This is a genomic window from Bradyrhizobium sp. AZCC 2230 (assembly GCF_036924495.1).
Taxonomy (GTDB): Bacteria; Pseudomonadota; Alphaproteobacteria; order Rhizobiales; family Xanthobacteraceae; genus Bradyrhizobium; species Bradyrhizobium rifense.
The window spans coordinates 72,615-83,974 of sequence record NZ_JAZHRS010000001.1; the positions used below are offsets into that span (position 1 = coordinate 72,615).

The following is an 11,360-nucleotide window of genomic DNA, read 5'->3' on the forward strand; positions in this document are numbered from 1 at the left end:
CCCGAGTCGTTAACGAGACCCTAAAGAGCGACGAAATAAGCCTGAAGCGGGCGTGCTGCGACTCGGATTATAGGGGCTCCATGAGGTTCGGACGAAAGCCAAGGAGCCTGCCAATGCCATCCGCATTCCGCATCTGCGTGGACGTCAATGCCTCGGTTCGACGCTTTATCGTGCAGCTCGCGGTCGGCAGCTCAACGCTGATGGGCACGATGGTGCTGCTGGCATTGGTCTCGGTCCGCGGCCTCGGTGTTCACTGATGCTCGTGAGGTGCGCCCCCGCACGATTGAAAACGTGCCCCTGCTCGATCACTGGCGCAACGGGCTCTTGGGAATGATGGGCAAGGCCGCAGGTGGGACAGGGCGGCCTTGTTGCCCGCCTCGTGAAAACCGGGCCCATGTGCATCAGTCGTCGGCCGCCCTAGCCAGTTGCACATGGGTCCGGTCTCGTCATCGAAAGCCGTGTTGATCAGCCGGAACGAAGCTTGATCGAACGCTCGGCATCGCCCGCGATAGTACGGTCAGACGCCGCCGGCATGAAGCGTCGCGCAAGGAGCTCGCGCGCCGTTACTTCTTTTTCTTGCTGGTCTTCTTGGCGACCTTCTTCGTCGCTGCAGCCTTCTTCGTCTTCTTGGCCTTCTTCGCTTTCTTTGCCATGTCGTCCTCTTGTGGTCTTTGGCGTGTTGCGCGCACCGCGAACCGACACGCGCTTCATCAACATGACACAAACTTTGCAAAATTGATACTGGCGAGCTGCGATGGCTCAATGCGGCGAGACGACGTAGCGTTGCGACGCCCCGACGCATCGCATGAAGCACGGCTCGTTCTGTCTCGCGAGAGCTTGATGAGGCGTTCATTGGTCGGTTGACCGGCGACGGAGGCGGTCCGTTGCGCTTCGAGCGCGTGCAAACCCGTCGTCGGCTGTGCCAATTGCAACTGGCTCATTCTGCCGAGCGTTGATTCCGCAGATCCACTTTGCGCCGTCTCTCGCCATGCGAGGGCGAGGCCGGACGATGGCTTCGCCATCGCGGCATGCAAATGCTGACGATGTCGCCGCTTCGCGCACGCCGGCCCGGCCAGCAAGCCTCCGCATGAGCATCGTGCTCCACCGACGTGCCAGCGGCCTGTCTCCTTAACTGCCGCAGTCGACGATCCCCTGCTCATGGCTTCAAGACCTATGGGAAGCGCCCCGCCGCCCGAAACCCTCGACGCCCAGCTTTTTTCCCCGCCGGCTGCGGCCGGCTCCTCGCGGCGGCTTCGCCTTCAAAAAAGCTGTTCGCTCGCCTGCGCCGCTGGCGCTCCGCCCCTGACGGGTTCGGTGGCGCTTCGCTCCCCATCACGGTCTTGCCATCGCAGGGGATCGGCTCCTGCGGCATCAAAGGAGAAAGACCATGACCGCGATCGGATACGTCACCAAGCTCGACAATGGCGCCTTCAAGGGCCAGCTCAAGACCGTCTCGATCAGGGCCGACATCGACATCGTCCCCAACCGCGACAAGAGCGCGGACACCCATCCGGACTTCCGCGTCGTCACTCAGGGCGTCGAGATCGGCGCGGGCTGGACCCGGCGCGGGGAAACCAGCGGCAAGGATTATGTGAGCCTGTCGCTGGCCGCACCCGAGTTCGGACCGCGCAAGCTCTACGCCAATCTCGGCCGCGCCGCCGGCCAGGATGACGACAGCGTCTTCGCCATCATCTGGAATCCCGCCGATTGAGGGACGCCGGCCCCCGCGCCAGGCGCGGGGGCCTCTCTCACGCCGCAATCGCCTTCGAGCATCGTCACAGTCACTGGGGGGCTGTCCTGAGCAGCAATCATGGCCAAGAGCGCCCGGGGACGGACGCCGCGCGCAGCTTCACGGAGGCAGAGCCTTGCGATGGAAGCGACTGGGCGTGGGAGTTCCTGCGCCGCAATCCGGACTATCTGGCCGACTGGCGCGCCGCCGTGCCGTGGCGCCTGACGCTCATCACACTGCAGGACGGCACGCCGTTGCTACGCCTGCGCAGACGATATCCGAAGGCAGAAAATTGGGGCCTCTACGCGTTCGCAGACCCCTTCAACACTGCACGCAGCTCGCCCGTGTTCTGGCTGCCGACGATGAGCCGGCGGGTCATTCGTGCCCGTGGCACTCAGCTTCAACATCGAGACGGCGCACCAAAAATGAGCCTTGCCGACTTCAAGGTCAGCCGGACGGCCGTCATTGGGGTCGACGGAGTTCCGGTGGTGACGTTGAAAGGACCGTCGAGCTATGTGCTCCTGAAGATCTACGGCCTTCCGGCACTGGCGAGTCCGGCATCATTGGTGTTCGAGCTCGATGACCTCGAAGATATCGAAGGCCAGACCGAGTGCTTGAAGACCCTACAGCGCTTCAGAGAAGATCCCGCCGCTGTCCACCGCTCGCCCTTTGCCAATGATGAGCGCCTCAGGCACGCCTTGATCGCGCTCGACGGGGCATTGGCCGGGAAGACCTATCGCCAGATTGCGATTGCGATCTTCGGCGAAAAGCATGTGGCGGAGGAATGGAACGGTATGAGCCAATTCCTGAAAGATCGAACGCGGCGGCTCGTTGCCAAGGGCAGGGAGCTGATGCAGGGCGGCTATCGCGACCTTCTCGGCTGAGGCTTGATGACGCTGCCGCCTGTTGGGTGGCGAATCCCGCCAGCTTGATTGCGCCACTCCCGTCATGGCTCCGATCCGACGAATTTGCCTCTCACGTCCGGAATTCGCCGGCGGCGCATGTGCGAGGCGCAATGACAGGCAACGAGAGCAAGCAACCCGATAATCCCTTTCTCAATACCAAGGAGGCAGCCGCCTGGCTGCGTTTGACCAAGAACACGCTGGAGAAGATGCGGGTCAACGGCACCGGGCCGCTGTACCGCAAGCACGGTCGCTACGTGCGCTACCACATCGACGATCTCGTCGACTATTCCAAGGCGGGCCAGCGGAGGTCGACATCCGATGAGAGGTGAGTTCTTCCGCCAGCGCAAGCGCATCGCCATTCTGGCCACGGTCTCGGCGGGCTTCGTCGCCATGTTAGCCTCGCTCCAAACCCATGCGCCGCTCGTCCTTTACAATGCCTCCGGCAGCGCGCCGCTAGGCTTCTACAGCGTCGAGAACCGGCTTCCGCAACGAGGCGAGACCGTCATCGTTCAGCCGCCGCTACTTGTCGAAATGATGATCGTCGCGCGCGGAATTCTTGAGCCCGGAGTCCCCCTGGTGAAGCAGGTCGCGGCCATCGGTGGCGATGAGGTTTGCCGCTCCAAAGTGAATGGGACCGGGGTCGTCAGTGTGAACGGCAAGACCATCGCCGAGACCTTCGACAAGGACCGCGAGGGCCGTCCGCTGCCGTCGTGGGATGGCTGCCTCACCCTCATCGAGGGCGAGTATTTCCTGCTGCAGCCCCATCCTCACTCGTTTGATTCACGGTATTTCGGGCCGGTCATGCGATGCGATGTCATCGGCGTCGCGCGTCCGGTCTGGACCTGGAATCCACCGGGATAGTTCGCTCCATTTGGCCGCGGTCCGGCGCGAGAGCGAAGCGCGGATTGACAAGAGACAGGCCGATCCACCAAGATCGGCCAAGAAATCGGCCAGAACGGGTATTTTATTGTATTTTATCGTTACTTATCAATGTCTTGATTGGCGTATGGATCGGCCAAAATTGCCTGAAAAGGCCGTTGTCCAAAATCGGCCAAAAGATCGGCCAAAGCAGGCGATCTTAACATGAAAATCATTTATATTTAATACCTTAACAGACCACCGGATCGGCCAAAATGCCCCCAATGCTGGAAACCGTCGAACGCATCGAGCCGGCCAGGCTGGAAGAAGTGCCCGAGGCCATCTCTGACGTGGTGGCCGAGCTTTCGGCCGCGACCGCGAAGCTCGGTCACGCGCTTAATCCGCAAACCGCCGCCAATCTCGCGGGCCTCGTGCGGATCATGAACACCTATTACAGCAACCTGATCGAAGGACATAACACCAGGCCGCGCGACATCGCGCGCGCCCTCGACGGCAACTTCGACAACGACAAGCAACGCCGCAACCTGCAGATCGAGGCGGCAGCCCACGTGCGCGTGCAGTCCGAAATCGATTCCATGGCGCGTGAAAATCGCTTAGCCGAACCAGCTTCCGTCGATTTTATTCTCTGGCTCCACCGCGAATTCTACCGCGACGCCGCGCCTGAGATGCTTTGCATCCGCGGCAACGGTAGCGAGTTCACGATGCAGCCCGGCACATGGCGGTCGAGCACCGAACAGGATGTCTCAGTCGGCCGCCATCAACCGCCTTCCAGCGATCGCATCACAGCCTTCATGACGTATTTTGCCGACCGCTATCGCTTCGAACGCTTCGGCAAGGCGGCGCGGATCATCGCGATTCCGGCCGCACATCATCGCTTCAACTACATCCATCCTTTCCCGGACGGCAACGGCCGCGTCAGTCGCCTGATGAGCCACGCCATGGCGCATCTTGCCGGAATCGGTGCGCACGGGCTGTGGTCTGTCTCGCGCGGATTGGCGCGCGGCCTCACCGGCCCAGGCGATTACAAGCGGATGATGGACCATGCCGACATGCCCCGGCAGGGCGATCTCGACGGCCGGGGCAACCTCTCGCAACGGGCTTTAAGCGAATTCATTCTCTGGTTTCTGCGCGTTTGCCTGGATCAGGTGACGTTCATGGAAAGCCTGTTCGAGATCGAAACGCTGGCCCAGCGGTTGCGCGGTTTCGTCGAGAGGAGCGAGCAGCTAAAGCCGCAAGCCGCGCGGCTTCTGGAGGAGGCGCTCATTCGCGGACAATTCGACCGTGGCGATGTCCCGCGCATCACCGGCCTTCCCGAACGCACGGCACGGCGCGTCTTCAACGATGTCGTCGCAACCGGTCTTCTCGCCTCCGAAACACCCAAGGGCCCGGTGTCGTTGCGCTTTCCCATGGATACGCTCGACGTGCTGTTTCCGCGACTGTTTCCGGAGATCTGAGGGGCACGAAAGCGCGCTTTCCAACGTGTCGCACGACGGTTTCTGCGAACGAATCTGGGCGCAGCATTGTTTGCTTTCCCTGTCGGCCAGGCTCCGATCAGGTCTGTGCAGCTTTGCACCGGAGCGTGACGATATCCATGCCCAACGAACTGCAATCCAGCATGGAGCAATCAGCCGGTAGATCAGGCGGGAGGGCAAGATAAAAGCACTGGCGCCTCACCGTGCTTAAGTCGTTGTCTGCACATCCCGGTTTTATCGACACCTGGCTGCGCGATGTCGCCAATTCGATTGCGTCGCTTAATCTTTTCGTCTGTGTCTTGGCGATCGCGCGCCGGCCTCACATATCCGCGGTCTTCCTGAAGGGAGCTCGCGTCATGCGCAGTGTCGACGACGAATTCGAAGTGAAACTCGGGCGGATCGGCAACCGCAGAGCCCGAAAGCCGACGAGCTATCTGCGGCGTGTGCGCCAGGCGGCGGAGAAAGCCGGAGCCGGTTCGCATCGCAAGTCCAACTTCTCGGGTGGCCGGATCGGTCGCGGATACGCGCAAGGTGCGGTGCTGGCCGGGAGGGGGCGGAGCAAGGGCCAGCGCCGCGTCGTGGTCAAGGCCCGCATTGTGCGCATCAAGGCGGGCGATGGCGGTGCTATCCGCGCGCATCTGCGCTACGTGCAGCGCGACGGCGTCACGCGGGACGGCGAGCCGGGCCAGCTCTACGATGCTGCAAGCGAGCGCGCCGATGGCAAGGCCTTCACAGAACGGAGCGACGGCGACCGCCACCAGTTCCGGTTCATCGTGGCGCCCGAGGATAGCGCGGAACTCTCGGACCTGAAGCCCTTCATCCGCGATCTGATGCGGCAGATGGAAAGCGACCTGGGGACGAAGCTCGATTGGGTCGCGGCCGATCATTTCAATACCGGTCATCCCCACAGCCACGTGATCTTGCGCGGAAAGGATGACAAGGGACAGGACCTCGTGATTGCCCGCGACTATATCGCTCATGGCTTGCGGGCGAGGGCGACGGATCTGATCACCCGGGAGCTCGGTCCCGAGACGGAGATCGAGATCGCGCGCAAGCTCCAGCAGGAGGTCACAGCCGAGCGGTTCACGCGCCTTGACCGGGCCATCAAGCGCGATGCGCCGGACGGCGCCCTTGAACTCAGCGCGATGCCGGCGAGAGATCCAGTCTGGCAAGCCGCCCGGATGGGGCGGCTACGAGCGCTCGAGCGGATGGGACTTGCGGAAGAGACCGCCCCCGGCCAGTGGCGGATCGACGCCGGGCTTGAGGCCAAGCTCAGGCGCATGGGCGAGCGCGGCGACATCATCAAGACCATGCACCGCGAACTTGCCGCGGCCGGACTTGCGCGCGCTGCTGGCGGCTACACGATTTTTGATCCGGGACAGAACAGCCAGCGGCTGGTCGGGCGTGTGGTCGGTGAGGGGTTTGCGGATGAGCTGAGCGAGCGCCGTTATATCGTGCTCGATTGTCTTGATGGGCGGACGCATTATGCCGAGATTGGCACACTCGCGGCTCGTGATGAGGCACCCGTCCGGAACACCATCGTGGAGATCAAGTCGCGTGCCGCAGAGCCGCGGCAGGTCGACCGGACCATCGCAGCGGTCGCTGCGGGGCATCGTGGGCGTTATAGCGCGCAGTTGCATCATGAGTTCGACCGGCAGGCCTCGCGGGAGTTTGTCGTTTCCCATGAGCGCCGACTAGAGGCACTTCGGCAGGAGGGACTGGTCACGCGCCCGGCTGACGGCGCATGGAAAGTGGGAGACGACTACCTCGATCGGGCGCTTGAGTTTGAGAGCCGCCGGCGCGCACGCAATCCCGTGAATCTTGCCGTCGTGTCGTGGCAAAGGCTTGAGGATCTGCCACACGCGGTGGGGGCGACCTGGCTTGACCGTCAGCTGATCGCCAAGCTGCCCGAGGCGCTCGGACCGAGCGGCATGGGGGCAGAGGTCGAGGTCGCAATGCGCGCGAGGCGCCAATGGCTGATGGAGCAGGGGCTGGCGCGCGAGGATGGCGGACGCGTCTTGTACGCCCGCGATCTGCTGCAGGCGCTTGAGAGGCGCGAGCTGACCCAAGCTGTAGCGGAGATCGTGTCACGAACCGGTCTCGAGCACCGAGACGTCAGGGACGGCGACACGATCAGTGGCGTCTATCGACGCATGTTGACGCTCAATAGCGGTCGGTTCGCTCTCATCGAACGATCGCACGATTTTGCGTTGGTGCCCTGGCGGCCGGTCCTTGAGCGCGTGCGTGGGCAGATGGTCACCGGCACCGTCGGCGGAGAAGGGATCTCGTGGTCAATCGGGCAAAAGCGTGGCCTGGGTCTGTAGACTGTTCCAGGCCAGCCTAGCGACGACCGTCAGCTAGGGGGCCAATCCCACCCTGTAGCGGCGCGCGAGTCGCCAGAACCAACGCTAGTCCAGCTAGGTTTGTTGTTCGGTCGATCTCGCGGGCTGCACCGCGCGCACGATCGAAGATTGCGTAGCAGAGACCTTGGTCATCGTGCCGAGAACTTTCGAACGAGGCTCGTTCGATTCGTTCGCTTGTTCGCTCACAGTGCTTGTGAGGTGAGCAATCGACGGCGCTAGACGACTGATCCAGTTTGATCATGCCGTTCACCTTCTATTGAGGTGTTTCCTCAAGCATGACGAAACTGGCGCATCGTCGATCTCACATTGATGAGTTTGATCGACACGGATCTCGTTGCCGCCGACGATTTTTATTCATGTTGAATGCTCCGGTCACTCGCGCTTTTCATCTCGCCGCGCTCGCTAACGCGAGTGAATGGGGCGGAAGATGTTTCCAGCAAAAATCTACATCGGTCAGATCACCGTCGTCTTCGGCATCGTCATCGCGTCAACGTGGGGAGCGACGCAATGGACCGCGGCGGCCCTCGGTTTTCAGGAGCGGCTAGGCGCGCCCTGGTTCTTAGCTGCGGGACATCCCGTCTATCTACCTTGGCGATTGTTCGAATGGTGGTTTGCGTACGAGGCGTATGCTCCGGAAATCTTTGAAGAGGGCGGGGCCATCGCTGCCGCTGGTGGTATCGCCAGCGCGCTGTTTGCCATTTTCAACTCGGTGTGGCGGGCGCGGCAAAATCAGCTCGTGACGACTTACGGCTCAGCTCGTTGGGCGATGCCCAAAGAGATCAAGGAAGCTGGTCTCTTCGCCGCGAAGGGCGTGTTTCTCGGCCGATTCGAAGACAGCTATCTCCGGCATGACGGGCCGGAGCATGTGATGTGCTTTGCGCCGACGCGCTCAGGCAAGGGCGTCGGGCTCGTTCTGCCGACACTCTTGTCGTGGACGTCATCGGCGGTGGTGCACGACATCAAGGGCGAAAACTGGGAGCTAACTTCCGGCTGGCGTTCCAGCTTCTCGCATTGCCTGCTGTTCAATCCGACCGATGCGAAAAGCGCGCGCTACAATCCGCTGCTCGAAGTCCGCAAGGGCGCAGCCGAAGTGCGCGATGTCCAGAACATCGCCGACATCCTGGTGGACCCTGAAGGAGCATTGGAGCGCCGAACCCACTGGGAGAAGACGAGCCACTCGCTGCTTGTCGGCGTCATCCTGCACGTTCTCTACGCGGAAGAGCAGAAGACGCTGACACGCGTAACCGAGATCCTGGCCGATCCCGCGCAGTCCTTTGAGAAGATGCTCAGGATCATGCTGGCAACCAATCACCTCGGCACCGAAGCGGAGCCGAAAGTCCACCCTGTCGTCGCTGCGACCGCACGAGAGCTGCTCAACAAGTCCGAAAACGAGCGTTCCGGTGTTCTGTCAACAGCCGTGAGCTTTCTTGGCCTCTACCGCGATCCCGTTGTCAGCCGAAACACAGAGTGCTGTGACTGGCGCATCGCCGACCTCGTGAGTGCCGACAAGCCGGTCACGCTCTATCTCGTCGTTCCGCCGTCGGACATCAGTCGGACCAAGCCGCTGATCAGGCTGATCCTCAACCAGATCGGCCGCCGGCTGACCGAGACAATGAACACCAAGGCAGGTGGCCCCAAGCACCGCCAGCTCCTGATGATGCTGGATGAGTTTCCGGCACTTGGCCGGCTCGACTTCTTCGAAAGCGCGCTTGCGTTCATGGCCGGCTATGGCATCCGCGCTTATCTGATCGCGCAGTCGCTCAACCAGATCGCAAAGGCGTATGGCGACAACAACGCAATCCTCGACAATTGTCATGTCCGCATCGCATTCGCCGCCAATGACGAGCGTACCGCCAAGCGGATCTCGGACGCCCTCGGCACCGCGACCGAACTGCGTGCGCAGCGCAACTATGCCGGTCATCGGCTGGCTCCCTGGCTCGGCCATGTCATGGTCAGCCGTCAGGAGACCGCGCGGCCTCTGCTGACGCCGGGCGAAGTGATGCAGCTGCCGCCCAGCCAGGCCATCGTGCTGGTTTCGGGGCTCGCACCGGTCCGCGCGGTCAAGCTGCGGCACTATGAGGACGCAAACTTCGTTAGTCGGCTGCGCAAACCACCGACTTTGATCGGCAACGCGTATCCAGATCGACCGGCAGCACGCCCTGACGATTGGCGTGGCGAGGTGCGCACCACCGACCTTCGCCTTGCGACCCTGCCGTATCGCGAGCTGCTGCAGACGGGAGGTGAGGAAGGCGGCCTCAAGCAGCAATTGGCGTTGTTCGACGAGGCCGCACCGGCTGCGAACGAGCCTCGCGCCTTCGAAGAGCGATTGCTCGACGACGAGTCAGACGTCGCCGCCGACCGCAGCCAGATGCAGCAGGCAGCAAGTGCGTCAAGCGCCGTACGCGCCCATGCCGTCACACGCGACGACGACGATCTTCTCCCCTCATTCTGAAGAGTGTTCCTGATGAAACCGAAACTGTCGGCCTATGTCTCCGAGAGCGTTGCGCAGCGGCTCGAGCTCGCATCCAGGCGTCCCGGAAAATAAATCAGCCATTGTCGATGCTGCGCTGGATCGCTTTCTCAACCCCGAGCGGGACACGAGCGGCGATGCGGCGCTGATCCGAAGGCTGGACCGGATGAGCCGGCAACTGGAACGAGCAGACCGCGATGTTGGCGTTCTGGCGGAAACCATGGCGCTCTTCATCCGCTACTACCTGACCATCACGCCGCCACTGCCTTCGCAAGATCAGGACGCAGCGCGTGCGCTCGGACGCGAGCGGTTCGAGATGTTTGTCGCCCAGGTCGGCAAACGCGTCGCCTCAGGTGGCCGGCTTGTGGCCGACGTCATGGATCGCGTCAGTGCCTCGAAGCCGGATCTCTTCATGCGGAACCTGGAGGAAGGCGCCCCTCTGGGTGCTGTCCAACCCAGCGACACTGAATCCCGCGCGCCGAGCGCGACGGGTGAGCCGCCGGAGCATTCTCCGGCAGGGCGAGAGGAGGTCGGCAATGTCTGATCTCCTCTCGCCAGAAACCCGCGAACGACGCCGGGGCATGCTGCGGACGGCGATGGGACCGGCAATCGCGCTGGCTCTGGAAGAGCCTGATGTCGTCGAGGTCATGGTCAATCCCGATGGGAGGCTTTGGCTTGATCGGCACGGGACGGGTCGGTTAGACGCCGGCGTTGTTCTGACGCCGCAGGAGTCGGAGCGGATCATCCGGCTTGTTGCCAGCCACGTGCGGGCGGAAGCGAGCGGTTCGTCTCCAATCGTCTCGGCGGAACTCCCCGAAACTGGTGAGCGATTTGAAGGCGTCTTGCCGCCGGTTTCGCTTGCGCCTTGCTTTGCCATCCGCAAGCCCGCAACGACCACGTTCCGCCTGTCCGATTACGTCAAGGCGCAGATTGCCTCGCCGTTGATGGCGAAGGTGCTGACGGCCGCAGTCACCGAAGCGCGCAGCATCCTGATCGCCGGCGGCACCGGTTCGGGCAAGACGACGCTTGCCAATGCGCTTCTTGCCGAGATCGCTGGCCTCGAGGAGCGGGTGGTCATCATCGAAGACACCCGCGAGCTGCGCTGTGATGCAAAAGATGCCGTGACACTCCGGACCAAGCCCGGCGTGGCGAGCCTCGCCGATCTTGTCCGCTCCACGCTGCGCTTGCGACCCGACCGCATCATCATCGGCGAGGTCAGAGGCGCCGAAGCGCTCGACATGCTGAAGGCCTGGAATACGGGCCACCCCGGCGGAATTGCCACGGTCCATGCCAACTCGACTCGCGCTGCGCTCTACCGGATCGAACAGCTCATCCAGGAAGCGGTCGCAACCGTGCCGCGTCGGCTCATCGCCGAGGCGATCGACCTGATTGTCTTCATCAAGGGGCGCGGCCCGGCACGGCGCATCGAGGCCGTCGCCGAACTCAAAGGCCTCGATCCGTCAGGCGACTACCTGCTCGAGACCCCGCCCGGACTTCTAAACACCGCCCACCGCCCCTGACCCCGAGGAGACTGCAAAATGC

11 protein-coding genes and 1 pseudogene are annotated in these 11,360 nt (G+C 62.6%); 11 read left to right on the top strand and 1 reads right to left on the bottom strand.

The window, feature by feature from the left end; translation table 11 throughout:
- Positions 1 to 113: 113 nt before the first annotated feature.
- Entirely contained in the window at positions 114 to 257 is a 144-nt protein-coding gene (locus V1280_RS00355; protein ID WP_334517977.1) for a hypothetical protein, read from the top strand.
- Between the two features lie 208 nt (positions 258 to 465).
- On the opposite strand, the gene V1280_RS00360 is transcribed toward V1280_RS00355, so the two are convergent.
- Positions 466 to 717, bottom strand: a complete 252-nt coding sequence (locus V1280_RS00360; RefSeq protein ID WP_334517979.1) for a hypothetical protein — start codon at positions 715 to 717, stop codon at positions 466 to 468.
- 670 nt (positions 718 to 1,387) lie between these two features.
- Here V1280_RS00360 and V1280_RS00365 point away from each other — a divergent pair.
- The 10 genes and pseudogenes from V1280_RS00365 (at position 1,388) to trbB (ending at position 11,338) form a co-directional block, all read left to right on the top strand.
- Positions 1,388 to 1,711 carry a DUF736 domain-containing protein gene (locus V1280_RS00365; RefSeq protein ID WP_334517981.1) on the top strand — a complete coding sequence of 108 codons (324 nt, stop codon included), beginning with the start codon at positions 1,388 to 1,390 and terminating at the stop codon, positions 1,709 to 1,711.
- Positions 1,708 to 1,950: pseudogene (locus V1280_RS00370) on the top strand (transcriptional regulator domain-containing protein); the annotation flags it as partial. The gene V1280_RS00365 and the pseudogene V1280_RS00370, both read left to right, overlap by 4 nt.
- Before the next feature lie 123 nt (positions 1,951 to 2,073).
- Positions 2,074 to 2,613 carry a DUF2285 domain-containing protein gene (locus V1280_RS00375; RefSeq protein WP_334538087.1) on the top strand — a complete coding sequence of 180 codons (540 nt, stop codon included), beginning with the start codon at positions 2,074 to 2,076 and terminating at the stop codon, positions 2,611 to 2,613.
- Positions 2,614 to 2,744: 131 nt separating this feature from the next.
- Positions 2,745 to 2,963, top strand: a complete 219-nt coding sequence (locus V1280_RS00380) for a helix-turn-helix domain-containing protein (RefSeq protein WP_334517983.1) — start codon at positions 2,745 to 2,747, stop codon at positions 2,961 to 2,963.
- A complete protein-coding gene (locus V1280_RS00385) occupies positions 2,953 to 3,495 on the top strand; it encodes a S26 family signal peptidase (protein WP_334517985.1) in 543 nt (180 codons plus the stop codon). Before V1280_RS00380 ends, V1280_RS00385 begins: the two co-directional genes overlap by 11 nt.
- A gap of 281 nt (positions 3,496 to 3,776) precedes the next feature.
- Positions 3,777 to 4,967 carry a Fic family protein gene (locus tag V1280_RS00390; protein ID WP_334517987.1) on the top strand — a complete coding sequence of 397 codons (1,191 nt, stop codon included), beginning with the start codon at positions 3,777 to 3,779 and terminating at the stop codon, positions 4,965 to 4,967.
- A gap of 317 nt (positions 4,968 to 5,284) precedes the next feature.
- Positions 5,285 to 7,309 carry a relaxase/mobilization nuclease RlxS gene (gene rlxS, locus V1280_RS00395; protein ID WP_334517989.1) on the top strand — a complete coding sequence of 675 codons (2,025 nt, stop codon included), beginning with the start codon at positions 5,285 to 5,287 and terminating at the stop codon, positions 7,307 to 7,309.
- A 466-nt stretch (positions 7,310 to 7,775) separates the two neighbouring features.
- Positions 7,776 to 9,800, top strand: a complete 2,025-nt coding sequence (locus tag V1280_RS00400; RefSeq protein WP_334517991.1) for a conjugal transfer protein TraG — start codon at positions 7,776 to 7,778, stop codon at positions 9,798 to 9,800.
- Between the two features lie 49 nt (positions 9,801 to 9,849).
- Positions 9,850 to 10,362, top strand: a complete 513-nt coding sequence (locus V1280_RS00405) for a CopG family transcriptional regulator (protein WP_334517993.1) — start codon at positions 9,850 to 9,852, stop codon at positions 10,360 to 10,362.
- Positions 10,355 to 11,338: a P-type conjugative transfer ATPase TrbB gene (trbB, locus tag V1280_RS00410; RefSeq protein ID WP_334517995.1), complete on the top strand. Its 984-nt coding sequence runs from the start codon at positions 10,355 to 10,357 to the stop codon at positions 11,336 to 11,338. Before V1280_RS00405 ends, trbB begins: the two co-directional genes overlap by 8 nt.
- Positions 11,339 to 11,360: the final 22 nt, after the last annotated feature.